This window comes from Ensifer sp. R1-3, assembly GCF_056739175.1.
In genome coordinates, this window is record NZ_CP096515.1 from 2,558,867 (window position 1) to 2,575,095 (window position 16,229).

At 64.7% G+C, this 16,229-nt stretch carries 18 protein-coding genes and 1 other RNA gene; 8 read left to right on the forward strand and 11 right to left on the reverse strand.

Translation table 11 applies throughout. The features are described from left to right. Positions 1 to 12 precede the first annotated feature (12 nt). From recR to ffs, 5 genes are all read right to left on the reverse strand, one after another. Positions 13 to 618, reverse strand: a complete 606-nt coding sequence (gene recR / locus M1D43_RS12340; protein ID WP_003533410.1) for a recombination mediator RecR — start codon at positions 616 to 618, stop codon at positions 13 to 15. 50 nt (positions 619 to 668) lie between these two features. Continuing rightward, positions 669 to 1,280 (reverse strand): LysE family translocator, encoded by a 612-nt coding sequence (locus M1D43_RS12345; protein WP_107607899.1) that lies wholly within the window; start codon positions 1,278 to 1,280, stop codon positions 669 to 671. Positions 1,281 to 1,355: 75 nt separating this feature from the next. After that, positions 1,356 to 1,679 carry a YbaB/EbfC family nucleoid-associated protein gene (locus tag M1D43_RS12350; protein WP_003533413.1) on the reverse strand — a complete coding sequence of 108 codons (324 nt, stop codon included), beginning with the start codon at positions 1,677 to 1,679 and terminating at the stop codon, positions 1,356 to 1,358. Positions 1,680 to 1,787: 108 nt separating this feature from the next. Then, on the reverse strand, positions 1,788 to 3,668 hold the full coding sequence (locus tag M1D43_RS12355; RefSeq protein WP_107607898.1) for a DNA polymerase III subunit gamma/tau: 1,881 nt from the start codon (positions 3,666 to 3,668) through the stop codon (positions 1,788 to 1,790). 97 nt (positions 3,669 to 3,765) lie between these two features. Then, positions 3,766 to 3,863: signal recognition particle sRNA small type (gene ffs, locus M1D43_RS12360), an RNA gene on the reverse strand. A 64-nt stretch (positions 3,864 to 3,927) separates the two neighbouring features. Here ffs and M1D43_RS12365 point away from each other — a divergent pair. From M1D43_RS12365 to M1D43_RS12380, 4 genes are all read left to right on the forward strand, one after another. After that, positions 3,928 to 4,374 carry an HIT domain-containing protein gene (locus tag M1D43_RS12365; protein WP_013844995.1) on the forward strand — a complete coding sequence of 149 codons (447 nt, stop codon included), beginning with the start codon at positions 3,928 to 3,930 and terminating at the stop codon, positions 4,372 to 4,374. Between the two features lie 2 nt (positions 4,375 to 4,376). Further along, complete coding sequence (gene nudC / locus M1D43_RS12370) at positions 4,377 to 5,357, forward strand: NAD(+) diphosphatase (protein ID WP_003533418.1); 981 nt, start codon at positions 4,377 to 4,379, stop codon at positions 5,355 to 5,357. Positions 5,358 to 5,363: 6 nt separating this feature from the next. After that, positions 5,364 to 6,056 carry a helix-turn-helix transcriptional regulator gene (locus M1D43_RS12375; protein ID WP_027990396.1) on the forward strand — a complete coding sequence of 231 codons (693 nt, stop codon included), beginning with the start codon at positions 5,364 to 5,366 and terminating at the stop codon, positions 6,054 to 6,056. A 92-nt stretch (positions 6,057 to 6,148) separates the two neighbouring features. Further along, a complete protein-coding gene (locus M1D43_RS12380; RefSeq protein ID WP_027990397.1) occupies positions 6,149 to 6,517 on the forward strand; it encodes a VOC family protein in 369 nt (122 codons plus the stop codon). 131 nt (positions 6,518 to 6,648) lie between these two features. On the opposite strand, the gene M1D43_RS12385 is transcribed toward M1D43_RS12380, so the two are convergent. From M1D43_RS12385 to M1D43_RS12395, 3 genes are all read right to left on the reverse strand, one after another. Beyond that, on the reverse strand, positions 6,649 to 6,786 hold the full coding sequence (locus M1D43_RS12385; RefSeq protein ID WP_003533421.1) for a DUF1127 domain-containing protein: 138 nt from the start codon (positions 6,784 to 6,786) through the stop codon (positions 6,649 to 6,651). A 170-nt stretch (positions 6,787 to 6,956) separates the two neighbouring features. Then, on the reverse strand, positions 6,957 to 7,811 hold the full coding sequence (locus M1D43_RS12390; protein ID WP_127597058.1) for a prephenate dehydratase: 855 nt from the start codon (positions 7,809 to 7,811) through the stop codon (positions 6,957 to 6,959). Positions 7,812 to 7,835: 24 nt separating this feature from the next. Beyond that, positions 7,836 to 8,588 (reverse strand): 3-deoxy-manno-octulosonate cytidylyltransferase, encoded by a 753-nt coding sequence (locus M1D43_RS12395; RefSeq protein ID WP_027990398.1) that lies wholly within the window; start codon positions 8,586 to 8,588, stop codon positions 7,836 to 7,838. A 155-nt stretch (positions 8,589 to 8,743) separates the two neighbouring features. On the opposite strand from M1D43_RS12395, the gene M1D43_RS12400 reads away from it, so the two are divergent. Together M1D43_RS12400 and M1D43_RS12405 are read left to right on the forward strand one after the other, a co-directional pair. Further along, complete coding sequence (locus M1D43_RS12400) at positions 8,744 to 9,514, forward strand: c-type cytochrome (protein ID WP_027990399.1); 771 nt, start codon at positions 8,744 to 8,746, stop codon at positions 9,512 to 9,514. Between the two features lie 171 nt (positions 9,515 to 9,685). Next, positions 9,686 to 10,783: a branched-chain amino acid aminotransferase gene (locus M1D43_RS12405; RefSeq protein WP_028011506.1), complete on the forward strand. Its 1,098-nt coding sequence runs from the start codon at positions 9,686 to 9,688 to the stop codon at positions 10,781 to 10,783. A gap of 221 nt (positions 10,784 to 11,004) precedes the next feature. Here M1D43_RS12405 and M1D43_RS12410 read toward each other — a convergent pair whose 3' ends face one another. Next, a complete protein-coding gene (locus M1D43_RS12410) occupies positions 11,005 to 11,949 on the reverse strand; it encodes an AEC family transporter (RefSeq protein ID WP_127597060.1) in 945 nt (314 codons plus the stop codon). A 203-nt stretch (positions 11,950 to 12,152) separates the two neighbouring features. Here M1D43_RS12410 and M1D43_RS12415 point away from each other — a divergent pair, with 203 nt between their 5' ends. After that, complete coding sequence (locus M1D43_RS12415) at positions 12,153 to 12,422, forward strand: BON domain-containing protein (RefSeq protein WP_010968434.1); 270 nt, start codon at positions 12,153 to 12,155, stop codon at positions 12,420 to 12,422. Positions 12,423 to 12,435: 13 nt separating this feature from the next. Here the strand turns inward: M1D43_RS12415 and M1D43_RS12420 are convergent, their stop codons facing one another. Then, entirely contained in the window at positions 12,436 to 13,362 is a 927-nt protein-coding gene (locus M1D43_RS12420; RefSeq protein WP_153313213.1) for a LysR family transcriptional regulator, read from the reverse strand. Positions 13,363 to 13,494: 132 nt separating this feature from the next. On the opposite strand from M1D43_RS12420, the gene M1D43_RS12425 reads away from it, so the two are divergent. After that, the gene (locus M1D43_RS12425; protein ID WP_107607894.1) at positions 13,495 to 14,973 is read left to right on the forward strand and encodes an MFS transporter; all 1,479 of its coding nucleotides are present in this window, start codon (positions 13,495 to 13,497) and stop codon (positions 14,971 to 14,973) included. An 86-nt stretch (positions 14,974 to 15,059) separates the two neighbouring features. On the opposite strand, the gene M1D43_RS12430 is transcribed toward M1D43_RS12425, so the two are convergent. Beyond that, entirely contained in the window at positions 15,060 to 16,220 is a 1,161-nt protein-coding gene (locus tag M1D43_RS12430) for an FAD-dependent monooxygenase (protein WP_127597063.1), read from the reverse strand. Positions 16,221 to 16,229: the final 9 nt, after the last annotated feature.

Sequence of the window (16,229 nt, forward strand, 5' to 3'; positions counted from 1 at the left end):
GGAGGCGAATGCTCAAATCACCGTTCTCGCCCTAAGCGCGGCGGCCAGCGTTCCCTCGTCGAGATAGTCGAGCTCGCCGCCGACGGGCACGCCATGGGCGAGGCGCGTGATTCTCACCTCCATGCCTTCGAGTTGATCGGTGATGTAGTGCGCCGTCGTCTGGCCCTCGACGGTCGCGTTGACGGCGATGATCAGCTCGCGCACGCCACCCTTGGCGACGCGGTCGATGAGGCCCCTTATGTTCAGATCCTCAGGCCCGATGCCGTCGAGCGGCGACAGCGTGCCGCCGAGCACGTGATAGGCGGCATTCATGGCGCCGGCGCGCTCCAGCGCCCAAAGATCGGCGACGTCCTCGACCACGATGATCACCGCCTGGTCGCGCCGTTCGTCGGTGCAGACCGTGCAGGGGTCGATGGTGTCGACATTGCCGCAGCAGGAGCAGATCTTGACCTTGCGATGGGCTTCGCCCATAGCCTCGGCAAGGGGGCCGAGCAACTGCTCCTTCTTCTTGACGAGATGCAGCGCCGCGCGGCGGGCGGAACGGGGCCCGAGGCCCGGGACTTTCGCCAGGAGCTGGATGAGTTTCTCGATTTCCGGACCGGTGACTCGCTTTGCCATGCCCGGCTTTTAGACCAACCGTCTATCGCCGCCAATCGGAATCGTAGCGTTTAGCGGGTGGCGATAGCCACCGCCGCGCCGGCCATCGTGCCCGCACTGGCACGGTTGACGATCCTGACCGCGCGGCGGCTCCTCAGGAACTGCCGTGCCTTTGCGGCCATCAGCACCCAGGCGAGATCGATGACGACGAGGACGACGAACATGGTGGCGACCAGCTCGGCCCAGCCGAAGAGGCCGACCGAGCCGAGATCGATGATCGAGGGCAGCAGCGCCACATAGAACATCATGATCTTGGGATTGCCGAGCGTAACCGTCAGCCCGGCGAAGAACATCTTCGATGCCGATCGCGACTCCGGCAGGCTTTCGCCCGGCATTTGAGGCTCAGCCGACCACATCTTCCAGGCGAGGAAGAGGAGATAGGCGACGCCCGCCCATTTGATTGCGACGAACATCCAATGGAACGTCTCGGCGATCGCCGCGAGACCGGCAACCGCAAAGGAAAGCCAGATCGCCTCGCCGATCCACATCGCCGAGAGGAAAGGCAAGACGTCGCGCGCGCCCTTGGACAGCACCCGGGCGACAAGCGCGGCAATGCTCGGCCCCGGCGACCCGGCGGCAATCAGCAGCGCCCCGGCAAAGACGAGCAGCGATGCGACGGTCATGTCATTCCCTCCTCCGGAAAACGGTCCGCAAGATAGCACGCATCTCGGCTGGCGCCAGCCTCTGCGGGGCGAGGATCAGAACGGCAGCTTCATGCCCGGAGGAATCGGCAGCCCGGCCGTCAGTTCGCGGGTCTTTTCCGCCTGCACCGCCTCGGCCTTGTCCTTGGCATCCTTATGGGCCGCGACGATCAGGTCTTCGAGGATCTCGACATCGTCTTCCTTGAAGAGCGAGGGATCGACCTTCAGGCTCTTCATGTGGCCCTTGCCGTCGAGACGGACGGTGACGAGCCCGCCGCCGGAGGTGCCGTCGATTTCGAGCGCGGCGATCTCCGCCTGCATCTTCTCCATCTTGGCCTGCATTTCCTTGACCTTGCCCATCATGCCCATGATGTCGCGCATCGTCGTCTCCTGTTCTCTGGTATTCTTTGTCCCTATGCACTTCCGGACGGAAAACCGTTACACATTTTTCCTGGAAATGCTCTGAAGCGCCGCGTCTGTACGACGCGGCTACTCGATGTCGTCGCCCGGGACGATGTCGCCGTCCTCGGATTCGGCCGCGGCCGGAGCGAGGCTCTCGAGCTCCTCATCCGCCGCGCGGATGCGCACGTCGGTGATCCTGGCCCCGGGAAAGCGCGCAAGAATGGCAGCGACGTCCGGGTCCTGGCGCGCATCGTTGACGCGCTGCTCCTGCGCGCGCTGCTCTGCCTCGACAAGGGTCGGCTCGCCCTGCTCCCGGCTGTAGCTCACGACCCAATGGATACCCGTCCATTCCTTGAGCTTGACGGCGAGTTCGTTCAGCAGCGTCTTCGGTGCGTCGTCGGGCAGATTGACGTCGAGCCGGCCGGGTTCGATATGCACGAGCCTCAGGAAACCGCGCACCATCGTCTTCAGCTTGATGTCGCGATTCTTGGCGCAGAGATCGGCGATGTCGCCGATGGAATTGACGGGAACCTTCGGTTCGGGCTTCGCAGCGGCGCTCGCGACCGTGCGCTCTTCGATGCGGCCGACACTGATCGGCTGGGGCGGCGCGGAGCTCGGCACGGCGCGCAGCATGGTCGCGCCATTACCGCTTGGACGCGAGACTGCCGTCTCCACGGCGCGAGCCTCGACGGGGGTGCCTGCAGGCGCCTGCGCACCGCCGCCGCCACCACCGCCGTTCGGGGCCGGGCGACCGCCGCCTTCGCCGCCCGAAAGATCGAGAAGCCGCCGCGCGGCCTCTTCGGGCGAAGGCAGATGGGCGGCATGGGCGAGCCTGATCAGCACCATCTCGGCAGCACCTGCGGGGCGCGCCGAGCTCTCCGCCTCGGGAATGCCCTTGAGCAACATCTGCCAGACGCGCGAAAGCGTCGTCACGGCAACGCTGCCGGCGAATTCGGCCCCGCGCGTGCGCTCGATCTCGCTCAGCGACTGGTCGTTGACCGCGTCCGGCACATATTTCAGCCTTGTCACGAGGTGGGTGAAGTCGGCAAGGTCGGTGAGGACCACGGTCGGATTGGCGCCGGCTTCGTATTGCGCGGCGAACTCGTCGAGCGCGCCGGCGACATCGCCCTTGATGACATGCTCGAACAGGTCGACGATCCGCGCCCGATCGGCAAGGCCGAGCATCGAGCGCACGGTTTCGATCTCGACCGAACCGCCGCCATGGGCGATCGCCTGATCGAGCAGCGACAGGCCGTCGCGCGCCGAGCCTTCCGCTGCCCGCGCCACCATCGCCAGCGCCTCCGGATCGAAGGGCACGCCCTCCTTGCCGAGAATGGTGGAGAAGAGGCCGACCAGATCGGAAGCGCTGATGCGCCGGAGATCGAAGCGCTGGCAGCGCGACAGGACGGTAATCGGAACCTTGCGGATTTCGGTCGTGGCGAAAATGAACTTCACATGCTCCGGCGGCTCTTCGAGCGTCTTCAGCAGGCCATTGAAGGCCTGCGTCGAGAGCATGTGCACTTCGTCGATGATATAGACCTTGTAGCGCGCGGAGACCGGCCGATAGCGTACCTGCTCGATGATCTCGCGGATATCGTCGATCCCGGTATGCGAGGCGGCGTCCATCTCGATCACGTCGACATGGCGGCCGTCCATGATCGCCTGGCAATGTTCGCCGGGGACGCGCAGGTCGATGGTGGGCTTGTCGATCTCGGCGGTCTTGTAGTTCAGCGCCCGTGCCAGGATACGCGCCGTCGTCGTCTTGCCGACGCCGCGAACGCCGGTCAGCATGTAGGCCTGGGCGATGCGGCCGGTTTCGAAGGCGTTGGTGAGCGTGCGCACCATCGGCTCCTGGCCGACCATCAGGTCGGAGAAGTCCTTGGGGCGGTATTTGCGCGCCAGAACACGGTAGGCGGCCGGTTTCTCGACGGGTAAAATCGGGGATGAAGTGGGCGCTTCGTCGCTCATCGACCCTGCCGCTGTTCGAACTCTTGCCCCGACAGGGACAAAGAAAGTGGTGCCCCGACAGGGACGAAGAAGGTGGTGTCCCGACAGGACGGAGAAGGTGGGAGGCTGGCACGATGACCCGTGCCGGGGCTCGTTAGGGCTGCTTCCTTCCGGACCTGACCCGGTTGGCGAGTGGCTCGTCCACCACCAACCTCCCGGCTTTCATATCGGCAATATCCGCAGCAAATGCAAGCCAAGCCTTCAAAAAACTGGTATCGATATGCAAAACAAAGCGAATCCGTTTGATGCCGAGGAGAATTTCTTGACGACCTTCACGCTTGACGAGCGACTTGAGCGCGACGGCATCCCGATCGGCACGCTCGGGCTGTGCCAGATGCGGCTGATGAACGATCGGCGCTGGCCTTGGCTGATCCTCGTACCCCAGCGCGCCGACATAAAGGAGGTCTTCGAACTGACGCCGCTCGACCAGGCGATGCTGACCTTCGAGACCAATCTGGTGGCGGCGGGCCTGAAGAAGGCGACCGGCGCCGAAAAGATCAATATCGGCGCGCTCGGCAACATCGTCCGGCAGCTTCACGTGCATGTCATCGCCCGCCGCGAAGGCGATCCGAACTGGCCGGGCCCGGTCTGGGGCTTCGGCAAGGCCGAGCCGTGGCCGGAGGAGGAGCATAGGACATTCGCAGCACGCATCATGGAAAATCTCTGAGCATGACGAAAACGATTTTCGACCTTCACAGCCCGCACCCCGAGCCGAGCACGCTCGTCGCCTTCGCGGAGAACCACCTGGATCGCAAGTCCGAGCATCGTCCCGACGATTGCATCGAGGCGGCGCTCAAGCATCCCGGCGCGCATTTCCTGGCTTTCTCCGGGGCGAAGCTGATCGTCAAGCACGACGAGAAGATCATCGATCCGCTTTTCGCGCCCTATGAACTGGCGGGGCTCGAGCCGACCATGGACGATGCGGTCCTGCTCGGCTTTCTGCCGAACGGCGAGCCGCGTCTTGCCGTGCCTTCGGGGCTGACGGAGGAGACGGTGCCGGAGCCCTTCAAGATCGCCGATGCCCGCATGCTCTATCGCCAGCAGATGCTGCCGGAGAACCTGCTGGGACAGTTTGCGCAAGCGTCGAGCCTGATCGTCTGGAACGCCGGCAATCGGTTCTGCGGCCGCTGCGGCGGCCCGATGGACGGTGCGGCCGGCGGCTACAGGCGCATCTGTACGGCCTGCGGGCACATGGTCTTCCCGCGTACCGATCCGGTCGTCATCATGCTGACGATCGATATCGAGCGCGATCAATGCCTGCTCGGCCGCAGCCCGCATTTTACGCCGGGCATGTATTCCTGCCTCGCCGGTTTCGTCGAACCGGGCGAGACGATCGAAAATGCGGTGCGGCGGGAAACGCTGGAGGAGTCCGGCATCCGGATCGGGCGCGTGCGCTATCATGCGTCGCAGCCCTGGCCGCTTCCCCATTCGCTGATGATCGGCTGCTATGCGGAAGCGAAGTCGACCGCCATCAAGCGCGACGAACAGGAACTGGAAGACGTCCGCTGGTTCACGCGGGCGGAAACCGAGGCGATGCTGGAGCGTGCCACGGGCGTCGCCGACACCGGAGACGAGCACATTCCGCCGCCGAAGGGCGCCATTGCGCACCAGCTCATGCGCGACTGGCTCGCCTGGCCCGAGCGCAGCTGAGGTGCCATGTCCCGATCGGAACGCCTGCTCGATCTCATGCAGGTGCTGAGGCGTTATCGCCAGCCGGTCAGCGGCCGGCGGCTCGCCGAGGAAACCGGCGTCAGTCTCAGAACCCTCTACCGGGACATAGCCAGCCTGCAGGCCCGGGGCGCGCACATAGAAGGCGAGCCCGGCATCGGCTACGTGCTCAGGCCCGGCTTCATGCTTCCCCCCATGATGTTTTCCGAGGAGGAGATCGAGGCTCTGGTGCTAGGGTCACGCTGGGTCGCCAAACGCGGCGATCCAAGGCTCGCGGCCGCAGCCGCCGATGCGCTGGCGAAGATCGGCTCGGTGCTTCCGGCGGACCTGAAAGAGAAACTCGAGCATTCGACCCTACTGGTGGGCCCGCGAAAACCGGGTGGCGAAACGATCGACCTCAGCCTCTTGCGCAAATCGATCCGCAGCGAACACAAGCTCGCACTGCGCTACGTCGACAATGACGGCCGCGATAGCCGCCGGACGGTCTGGCCCTTCGCACTTGGTTTCTTCGAAGAGGTCCGGGTGCTCGCGGCCTGGTGCGAACTGAGGCAGGATTTCCGGCATTTCCGGACGGACCGGATTGCAGAAGCGGCGATGCTCGACGATCGCTATCCGCGCCGCCGCCAAGCCCTGCTCAAGGACTGGCGCGCCGTGAACAGCATCGATCCCGCCGGAATCTGATCCCCGGAGATTTCTTTGCTGCCCCGCACACTGCTGACAGAAACTGGCAGCATGCCGGGCTAGCCTTCAGGTCTCGAAACAAGGAGACCATCATGGCAACACCCAATCTCATCGTCCTCTACGTCATGGACCCACCGGCCAGCGTCGAATTCTACAGGAAGCTCCTGGGCAAAGAGCCGACCGCCACCTTTCCGACCTTCTCATCCTTCGAGATGCAGGACGGTTTCGTTCTCGGCCTGTGGGCAAGGGAGAAAGTGCAGCCTCAGCCTATCGGCGACGGCAGCCGAGCCGAAATCGCCTTCATGGTAAAGGGGGAAGAGGCTGTGCGTGCGCGTTACGAGGAATGGCGCGCAATGGGCCTGCCGATCGCCCAGGAACTGACACGGATGGATTTCGGGCCGACCTTCGTCGCACTCGATCCGGACGGGCATCGCCTGCGTGTCTGCCTTTACGACGAGTAGCCATGCCGCGTGAGAAACGTTGAACGCCCGTAAGCAACCGTGCGTATAAAACGCTCACACCCCGCACGGAGGCGGGGTGTGGAAGACTTCGGATGTCGCGCGGTCAAATGCGGCGCGCGGTCATCCCGGTATTAGCGGCCGTAAACGGCAGCCTGAATCTGGGAACGGGAAATACCGATATCGCTCAGGGCGTGATCGTCGAGGGCGTTCAGCTCGCGGACCGCACGGCGCATCTTTACGTATTCCGTAATCTTCTGACGGATTTTCATCTTTTTAGCTCCTTCTTTGTACGAGAGCTAAATAGGCATTTGCCCAAGATTTAAGTAGTTCCATGATTGCAAATTAGGCATGCACTGGACGCGTAGCCGGTTAACGAGTTTTGCCATTTTCTTGTGCCGCCCCGAAGGTGGCGTGGGTCGGTCGAAACCGCACCGCGTGGTCAGAGCACGCCGCGCATCGGATGCGCCGGATAGGTGCCGAGGATGCGCACATTTTCCGAGAAGAAGCGCAGCTCGTCCATCGCATGGCGCACGCCTATATCGTCCGGATGCCCCTCGATGTCCGCATAGAACTGGGTGGCCACGAACTTGCCGCCGAGCTGGTAGCTCTCGAGCTTGGTCATGTTGATGCCGTTCGTCGCGAAACCGCCCATCGCCTTGTAGAGCGCCGCCGGGATATTGCGCACGTTGAAGACGAAGGTCGTGATGATCAGTTCGTCCTTCGAGGTGCGGGCGACCCTGCTCTCCTCTCTGGACAGCACGACGAAGCGCGTTACGTTGCTGTCGGTATCCTCGACGTTCTCGGCAATGATGTCGAGGCCGTAGAGGTCGGCGGCAAGGCGCGGAGCAAGCGCCGCCATCGAGCGGTCGCCCACTTCCTTGACGAGCTTGGCGGCGCCGGCCGTATCGCCCGCGACCACCGGCTTCCACCCGTTGGCACGCACGATCTTGCGGCACTGGCCGAGCGCGTGGATATGGCTGTGCACGGTGTGGATTTCCTCGCGCCCGACGCCGGGCAGCACCATCAGCTGGAAGCGAATCGGCATGAAATATTCGCCGACGATATGCAGGCGCGATTCCGGCAGGAGGTGATGGATGTCGGCGACGCGTCCGGCAATCGTGTTCTCGATCGGGATCATGGCGAGATCGGCCTCGCCGTTTTCCACCGCCAGGAAAGCGTCCTCGAAGGTCTGGCACGGCAGCGGTTCCATCGACGGGAACATGTCGCGGCAGGCCATGTCGGAATTGGCGCCGTAGTCGCCCTGGAATGAAATCCGGTTGGTCTTGGCGGTCACTTTGGTCCCCTTGCTGTCGGAATGTCAGACGCGGGCGGAAAGGATGCGGCGGGCCTTGTCGAGATCGGCCGGCGTGTCGACCCCGAGCGGCACTGAGTCCACGATCTCGACATCGATGCGCATGCCCGCTTCGAGCGCCCGCAATTGCTCCAGCGATTCGCGCTTCTCGAGCATCGACGGCTTCAGCGAAACGAAAGTCTCCAGCGCCTTGCGACGATAGGCATAAAGCCCGATGTGGTGATAGAGGGGCCCTTCGCCATAGGGCGCGGTGGCGCGGGTGAAATAGAGCGCGCGAAAGCGACTGTCGGAAAGCGGGGAGCCGACGACCTTGACGACGTTGGGATTGGTCTTTTCGTGTTCGTCGGTGATCGCCACGGTCAGTGTGGCGATGTCGGTCGAGGGATTTTCCAGCGGCTTCAGCGCGGCACGAATCGGACCGGGCTCGATGGTCGGAAGATCGCCCTGCACGTTGATGACGATTTCCGCTTCGCCATGCGGATCGGCCTTCAGGAGCGCCTCGTGGATCCGGTCGGAGCCGGACTGGTGATCGACACGCGTCATGATCGCCTCGAAGCCGGCGCCGGTCACGGCCGCGAAGACATCGGGATGATCGACCGCCACCACGATCCGCCCGACCTCGGCTTCCGCCGCCCGCCTTGCCACCTGCACGATCATCGGCAGGCCGCAAATATCGGCAAGCGGCTTGCCGGGAAGGCGCGTCGACGCCATGCGCGCCGGAATGAGTACGAGGGTTTTGCCCGTTTGTTCACGATTCATCGTCCGGCCTTCAAAAACCCGGAGAAAGTGTCAAAACGTCTCACTCCGGGGTTGATAATCTCTGTTGCAACGCAGAGCCAAAAGACATAGGTTCCGCGCGATTTCAAGATGGGCCGGCTTTTTGTTTGTGCCGGTGGCTAAGGGAGCGTTTGCAGATGAATCCATATGTGAACATGGGTGTGGGTGCCTTGTTGGGTACGGTCTTCGTTCTGATGTCCGTATCCATTGCGTCGGAAGGCATTTTCCATTCCGAAGCTCCCGAGAAGGAAGGGTTCGCCATCGTCGCCGAGGAAACGGCAGGCGAGGCGGGTGCTGCCGGCGGCGAGGAAGCGAAGTCCGAGCCGATCGGGCCGCTGCTCGCCAGCGCCGATGCCTCCGCCGGCGAGGCCGTGTTCAAGAAATGCGCAAGCTGTCACACCGTGGAGAAGGGCGGACCGAACAAGGTCGGCCCGAATCTCTGGAGCGTCGTCAACCGCCCGGTCGCCTCGCATGAGGGCTTCAGCTATTCCGCGGGCATGCAGACCTTCGCAGAAGGCGGCAAGGTCGTGTGGGACTACGATCATCTGAGCTACTTCCTCGAAGCGCCGAAGAAGCACGTGCCCGGCACGGCGATGGGCTTCGCCGGCATCAAGAAAGTCGACGAGCGCGCCAACCTGATCGCCTGGCTGCGTGAGCAGGCGGACAGCCCGGCCCCGCTGCCGGACGCCGGCGCGGCAGGCTCGACCGAGGCGGCACCGGCAGCTGGTCAGGAGGGACAGGCCCCCGCCGCTGCCGAAGGTGCCGCAGCTCCCGCTCCAGCTGAAGGCGGTGCGGCCCCTGAAGCCAGCCCGGCCCCGGCCGAAGGCGGAGAAGCTCCCGCCCCGGCTGAAGGCGAGGCTGCTCCGGCAGGTCAGACCGGCGCTCCAGCGCCGGCTCCGGCAAACTGATTGCGGCCAGCACACGGCCAGTCTTCCTGAAAACCCGGTCGGTCGATCGGGTTTTTTCACATCCCGCAGGTGTGATGAGCCTGGGCGCATCATGATATAGAATGGCCTCCACCATTCGACATATGCAATGCGAGCGACACCAACCGCTCGGAACGAAGGAGCAGACGACAGATGACCGGTAGCGGTGAGCAGACTTTCCTGTTCGAGCAGAACCCGACCAGAGTGGCGACCAGCGAGCGCGATGCGCTGCTTGCGAATCCGGGCTTCGGGCGCGTGTTCACCGATCACATGGCGACGATCCGCTATTCCGAGGGGCGCGGCTGGCACGATGCGAAGATCGGCCCGCGGAAGGCGTTCGATCTCGATCCGTCGACACTGGTGCTGCACTATGCCCAGGAGATCTTCGAGGGTATGAAGGCCTATCGCCTGCCCGACGGCGGCGCCACGCTGTTTCGCCCTGATGCCAATGCGCGCCGTTTCCGCAACTCCGCCCTTCGGCTCGCAATGGCGCCGCTGCCGGAGGAGCTGTTCGTCCAATCCGTGCGCGAGCTGGTTCGTATCGACCGCGACTGGATACCCGCCGGCGAAGGAGCCGCGCTCTATCTCCGGCCGTTCATGATCGCCACGGAAGTGCTCCTCGGCGTGAAGCCTTCGGCTGAATATCTCTACTGCGTCATTGCTTCCTCGGTCGGTTCCTACTTCAAGGGCGGCGCCCCGGCCGTTACCATATGGGTTTCGGAGAATTACACCCGGGCAGCGCCCGGCGGCACCGGCGAGGCCAAATGCGGCGGCAACTACGCCGCGAGCCTCGCGGCGCAGGCGGAGGCGATGCAGGAGGGCTGCGAGCAGGTGGTGTTCCTCGACGCGGTGGAACGCCGCTTCGTCGAAGAGCTCGGCGGCATGAACGTTTTCTTCGTTTTCCGCGACGGCTCGCTGCAGACGCCGCCGCTGACGGGCACGATCCTGCCGGGCATCACGCGCGATTCGCTGATCACGCTTGCCCGCGATATGGGGCTTACGGTGCGCGAAGAGCCCTATGCCATCGACCAGTGGCAGGCGGATGCGGAAAGCGGCCGCCTCACCGAGGCCTTCGCCTGCGGGACGGCTGCGGTCGTAACGCCGATCGGCAAGGTCAAGGGCCGCGAACACAGCTTCACCATTGGCGACGGCGGAGCCGGTCCGGTAGCCAGCCGCCTGAAGTCAGCCTTGCTCGACATCCAGAACGGCCGCGCGCCGGACCCGCATGGCTGGCTCGACCGGCTGTTCTGAGCACAGCCTTCGGTCCGGAATGCCGCCCCTATCCGCCTGCCGGCACCTTCTCCCCGCAGGCGGGGAGAAGGGACAAGCGGCGCCAACTGAACCCCGCATTCGCCGCCCGCCCGAGGGAGCGAGCGAGCGCGGCATATCCCTTCTCCCCGCCTGCGGGGAGAAGGTGGCGGCAGCCGGTTGAGGGGCAGGGGCAGAACTCGAGCAGGCGAGTGGGCACCCAGTCACATCAGCAGATAGGCCCATACCGACACGCTGACGACGCCGAGTGCGGTGGTCAGCGTGATGGTCGAGGAGGCGAGTGCGTGCCCGACATTGAAATGGTTGGCGATCAGCCAGGCGTTGACGCCGGTCGGGACGGATGAGGTGAGAACCAGCGCCGCGGTCCAGCTGTCGTTCAGGCCCAGCAGGTGGCAGGCGGCGAAGACGGCGCCCGGCAGCACCAGGAGCTTGAGGGTGCTCGTCACGGCCGCGAGCCCGGTATTGCCGGCAAGGCCGTATTTGTCGAGCGCCATGCCGATCGAAACGAGCGCTGCGGGCGCTGCCACGCCCGCAAGCTGATCGACCACGATCTTCACCGGCCCGCCGAGGGGTTGTCCGAGGAGATGGAAGAGAGCGCCGAAGGCAAGGCCGATCACGAGGGGATTGCGGACGAGATTGCGGGCAACTCCGCCCATGAGCTTCCAGATGCCCTGCCCCGGTGCACCGGTCGTCTGGCGTTCCGCACGCTCCATCATCACCGTTCCGGCAATCATCATGACCGGCAGATGGACGGAGAGCAGGATCGACAGCGCAACGATCCCGTCTTCCCCGACAAGGCGGGAAACAAGGGGCAGGCCTATGAAGACCGTATTGGCGAAGGCTGACGAAACGCCTGCAAGCACGCCCATGCGCGCGTCCCGGCCGAAGCCGAGCGTCGCCGCCAGATGGCCGATGGTCCAGGTCACCGAGACGCCGGAGAAATAGGCGACCCAGAGCGGCCAGGGCGACCCTTCCTTGAAATCCGCCTCGGCGATGGTACGGAAGAGAAGCACCGGCACCGCGACGCGGAAGACGAAATCGCCGAGCGCCTCGCCGACGGCCGGCTTCAGGTAGCCGAGCCGGACGATGAGCCAGCCGGTCAGAATCAGGACGAAGATCGGTAGAACGTTCAGGAAGACGTCGGACATGGAAGAGCCTTGATGGGTTTCCAAGCCATAGCCCTGTTCGAGCCGCGGAAGCAAGGGAGGCGCATGCTGCAGGTCTCCTTGATTCGAGGACAACCCAAGCCAACATGCAGCAATTACAGATGAATCAGCGCGAGCGCGGTCATGCGCGACCGGAACATTCCGGGGCTGCCAAGCGTTGCGATCAAGGACGGGAACGACCAGAAATGCCGAGCGAATACCCGAACTATTCTCACAAGGACGACGATCCTCATCTGACCGATGACGATCTGGCGGAGAAAGTTCTGCACTTCCTTCGCTACGCGACTGCGATCGATACGAGCGATATGGAGGTGATCGCTTTAGGCAACATCGTCGTGCTCTCCGGTACGGTTGGAAGCGAAGCCGACATCGCCTCTGCCGGCGAGGCAGCCGCCTCGGTCATCGGTGTTTCGAGCGTGGAGAACGGCCTAAGGGCGCGCGAAGGTAGAAGTTGAAGCGCGCCGCTTCTCAACTTGCCGAGGCCGGCATGTCTGAGCCTTGCGCAATGCAAACCTCGCGAATGCAGCCGCGCAGCCAGCGATGCGCCGGATCGGCATCGAGCCGCGGATGCCAGAGCAGCGAAACCGTGATCTGCGGTAGGGAGAAGGGCAGCGGAAAGCTGTGCATTCCCTGACGCAGGGCGCTCGTGTGGCGTTCAGGAACGCTGGCGATCAGGTCCGAGGAACGAGCCAGCGCCAGGGCGCTCGAAAAGCCGCCTACGATGGTAACGATCTCGCGCTCCAATCCGATCGACTCCAGGGTATCGTCGATGCCGACAGCCGCCTTCTCCGGCCCCCGCCGTGAAACAAGGATGTGCCTGCCGGCGGCGTAGCGGGCCGGCGTAACCTCGTCCCCGCTCAAAGCGTGGCCATTGCGCACGACGCCGATGAACCGGTCCCGGAACAGAGCCTGCGTCCGCAACTCCGGCCCCGTCGCCTCACCCACCACACCTGTCTCGAGATCGACGCTCCCGTCCCGAAGCGGGCCGCTGCCCTTGTCCGACTTCTGCACGAAGGCCAGGCGTACCCCGGGGGCTTCCGCGCCGAGCCGTGCAAGGAGGCACGGCCCGAAGTTTTCGACGAAGCCGTCGCTGGTTCGCAGCGTGAAGGTCCGGACGAGCCGTCTCAGATCGAGTTTCTCCTGCGGCCGCAGGACGGCTTCCGCCTCCTCCACCAGCCGGCCCACCTTCTCGCGCAGATCGAGGGCACGCGGCGTGGCAACGAGGCCGCGCCCAGCCCGAACCAGAAGCGGGTCGCCGGTCGTCTCGCGCAATCGCTGGAGAGACCGGCTCATTGCCGAGGGACTCAAGCGCAGCCGCTTGGCTGCGCGCGCGACGCTGCCTTCTGCGAGCAGCACGTCGAGGGTGACGAGGAGATTGAGATCGGGCTTCGGCATGCAACGACAGTAGCACAGGTTTCATCCAGGCACGGCGTCAAATGCACGAGTGAAGTGCAAATCGTGCGTGTTCCGCCATGACGGTCGCGCGGCTAGCTTCTCCTCGGAATGCTTCAAGGTCCTCAGGAAGGAATGTTCATGCCGAAACCAGCCGTTGCCGCAGCAGACGATGCCGCCGGTGGAAATCCGCACACGGGCGCCTCGGCCGGATGGGCGCTCGCCAGTCTTTCGCTCTCCATGCTGCTGTCCTCGCTCGGCACCAGCATCGCGAATGTCGGCCTGCCGAGCCTCGCCACGGCGTTCTCCGCCTCGTTCCAGCAAGTCCAGTGGGTCGTCCTCGCCTATCTCCTTGCCATCACCACCCTGATCGTCGGTGTCGGCCGGCTCGGCGACATGGTCGGGCGCCGGCGGCTGCTGCTTGCCGGAATCCTGCTGTTCACGGTGGCTTCGGGGTTGAGCGGCGCTGCACCGAGCCTGCCGCTCCTCATTGCCGCCCGGGCGGTTCAGGGGCTCGGAGCGGCGGTCATGATGGCGCTCGCCATGGCCCTGGTCGGCGAGACCGTGGCGAAGGAAAAGACCGGTGGCGCCATGGGCCTGCTGGGCACCATGTCTGCGATCGGCACCGCGCTGGGGCCGTCGCTCGGTGGCGTTCTGATCGCCGGTCTCGGCTGGCAGGCGATCTTCCTCGTCAACGTGCCGCTCGGCGCCCTGGCCTTTCTTCTCGCTCGTCGCTCGCTGCCAGCCGATCGCCAAGGGTCTGCGGCGGAGCGCGCTGGCTTCGACGTTCCGGGCACGCTGCTGCTCGGCCTGACGCTCGCCGCCTATGCACTCGCCATGACGGTTGCGCACGACAGTTTCGGTCCGCTCAACATGGCGCTCCTGACTGCTGCCGTCGTCGGCGCCGGTCTCTTCGTACTGGCCGAGCGGAGAGCGACCTCCCCCTTGATGCGGCCCGAGGCTCTCCGTGACCCGGTGCTCGGTGCGGGGCTTGCCATGAGCGCACTCGTCTCGACGGTGATGATGGCAACGCTGGTGGTGGGGCCGTTCTACCTCTCGCGCGCGCTCGGGCTCGGCGAAGCGCTCGTCGGGATCGTCATGTCGGCGGGTCCGGTCGTCTCCGCCCTGAGCGGTCTGCCGGCCGGCCGTGCCGTCGACCGCCTGGGAGCCCCGTTCGTGATCGTCACAGGCCTCCTCGCAATGGCCGCCGGCTCATTCGCCCTGTCGGTGCTTCCGGAGATGTTCGGCGTCGCCGGCTACCTGGCCGCCATGCTCGTCCTGACCCCGGGTTACCAGCTGTTCCAGGCAGCCAACAATACGGCCGTGATGGTGGATGTCCGCCCGGACCGGCGCGGCGTCGTCTCCGGCATGCTCAATCTCTCGCGCAATCTCGGGCTCATCACCGGCGCATCGGTCATGGGAGCCGTCTTCGCCTTCGCATCGGCTGCACCCGACATCGCGGCCGCACCAGCCGTGGCCGTTGCCGCCGGCATGCGGATCACTTTCGCCGTCGCGGGCGTCCTGATCGTGAGCGCACTCGTCATCGCGCTCCGGAGCCGCGCTCTCTTCATGCGCGCTTGCGCCGGCGCGGCACTACGCGATGAAGGTAGGTGAGGTACGGTTGCCGGCACCATCTTGTTGCGTCTGGAGCGGGATGAAGTGCGTGCGGTTTTCCGCCTTCTTCTCGAACAGCCCGGCACCTATGGCACATCCAGTTCGAGTTCCTCGGCCGACATCCGTCGTGCAAGAAATCCGGCAAACGGCCGCGAAAGAAGGAGCGGGAGGGTCCATGACTGGATGCGCAGGCCGAGCTTGCTTTCCGGTACGAAATGGCCACCGATGCGGCGCGACGTGGCCTGCATCCTCGTGACCATCGGTTTCAGGCGGGATTCGTAGGCCTCGAATGCCTGAGCATGCGGCTTTGCCGCCAACTCCGACGCGAGAATCCAGGCGCCGGCTAATGCGGTGGACGTTCCCTGACCGGACAGAAAGGTCAAACACCAGGCGGCATCTCCCAGAAGCACCACGCGGCCGCTCGACCATCGGGGCACCTCGATTTGTGCAATCGTATCGAAGAAACCCCGCTGCCAGTCGACCGGCGTCGAGAGCGCCAGCGAAACGGGATGAGACCATTGGCCGAAGCGCTCCATCAGCATCTTCTGCCGCGCCTCCGGAGCCACGCGCCCGGTCGAGGAATCGCGCCAGCAGAACAGGGTCGCGGCAGTTCCGTCGCCAACCTCGTAGAGCCCGCCCTGGTGATCGACGTCCATCATGCCGACGAAGCTGGAGTCGAGCGGAGTGGCTAGCGGCATTCGCCATGCGGCCGCGCGAAAACCCAGAGGCCTCAGAAAGGTCTCATGCGGGCCGAAACACATCTGGCGGATCGCGCTGCGCCAGCCATCCGCTCCCACGACGATGTCGAAGCTTTCCGTCGAGCCTGTCGACAGCACGACATCGACACCGTCTTCCCTGTTTGCGAGCGCGGTCACCGTCGTCCCGTATCTCAGATCGGTGCGATCCCCAACGGCCTCGAGCAGGACGTCCTGTACGGCGTCCCGCATGATGGAAAACATCTTGCCGTTCACCGCCCGCGCCAGAGCATGATAACTATAGGAGAAGAGGCGCCGGCCCTCCGGGCTGCGATATTCCGCCGTGCCCAGGGAAACGGCGCGCGCCCTGAACGCGTCGAGAAGGCCCAGCCGTTCCGCCGCGTTCCAGCCATTGACGTGAACACCTATCGCATAGCCGGCGGCGCGGTTCTGCTCGACCCGTTCAACGACCACGGCCGTCATGCCATGTGCCCGCAATGCTGCAGCGAGGGCGAGACCCGCCGGTCCCGCGCCGACGATCAGGATACGCATCGTTTCTGC

Bases quoted from the DNA above. Each gene is read 5' to 3' on its own strand.
- recR (WP_003533410.1), bottom strand. From the start codon at position 618: ATGGCAAAGCGAGTCACCGGTCCGGAAATCGAGAAACTCATCCAGCTC.
- M1D43_RS12345 (WP_107607899.1), bottom strand. From the start codon at position 1,280: ATGACCGTCGCATCGCTGCTCGTCTTTGCCGGGGCGCTGCTGATTGCC.
- M1D43_RS12350 (WP_003533413.1), bottom strand. From the start codon at position 1,679: ATGCGCGACATCATGGGCATGATGGGCAAGGTCAAGGAAATGCAGGCC.
- M1D43_RS12355 (WP_107607898.1), bottom strand. From the start codon at position 3,668: ATGAGCGACGAAGCGCCCACTTCATCCCCGATTTTACCCGTCGAGAAA.
- M1D43_RS12365 (WP_013844995.1), top strand. From the start codon at position 3,928: ATGCAAAACAAAGCGAATCCGTTTGATGCCGAGGAGAATTTCTTGACG.
- nudC (WP_003533418.1), top strand. From the start codon at position 4,377: ATGACGAAAACGATTTTCGACCTTCACAGCCCGCACCCCGAGCCGAGC.
- M1D43_RS12375 (WP_027990396.1), top strand. From the start codon at position 5,364: ATGTCCCGATCGGAACGCCTGCTCGATCTCATGCAGGTGCTGAGGCGT.
- M1D43_RS12380 (WP_027990397.1), top strand. From the start codon at position 6,149: ATGGCAACACCCAATCTCATCGTCCTCTACGTCATGGACCCACCGGCC.
- M1D43_RS12385 (WP_003533421.1), bottom strand. From the start codon at position 6,786: ATGAAAATCCGTCAGAAGATTACGGAATACGTAAAGATGCGCCGTGCG.
- M1D43_RS12395 (WP_027990398.1), bottom strand. From the start codon at position 8,588: ATGAATCGTGAACAAACGGGCAAAACCCTCGTACTCATTCCGGCGCGC.
- M1D43_RS12400 (WP_027990399.1), top strand. From the start codon at position 8,744: ATGAATCCATATGTGAACATGGGTGTGGGTGCCTTGTTGGGTACGGTC.
- M1D43_RS12405 (WP_028011506.1), top strand. From the start codon at position 9,686: ATGACCGGTAGCGGTGAGCAGACTTTCCTGTTCGAGCAGAACCCGACC.
- M1D43_RS12410 (WP_127597060.1), bottom strand. From the start codon at position 11,949: ATGTCCGACGTCTTCCTGAACGTTCTACCGATCTTCGTCCTGATTCTG.
- M1D43_RS12415 (WP_010968434.1), top strand. From the start codon at position 12,153: ATGCCGAGCGAATACCCGAACTATTCTCACAAGGACGACGATCCTCAT.
- M1D43_RS12420 (WP_153313213.1), bottom strand. From the start codon at position 13,362: ATGCCGAAGCCCGATCTCAATCTCCTCGTCACCCTCGACGTGCTGCTC.
- M1D43_RS12425 (WP_107607894.1), top strand. From the start codon at position 13,495: ATGTTCATGCCGAAACCAGCCGTTGCCGCAGCAGACGATGCCGCCGGT.
- M1D43_RS12430 (WP_127597063.1), bottom strand. From the start codon at position 16,220: ATGCGTATCCTGATCGTCGGCGCGGGACCGGCGGGTCTCGCCCTCGCT.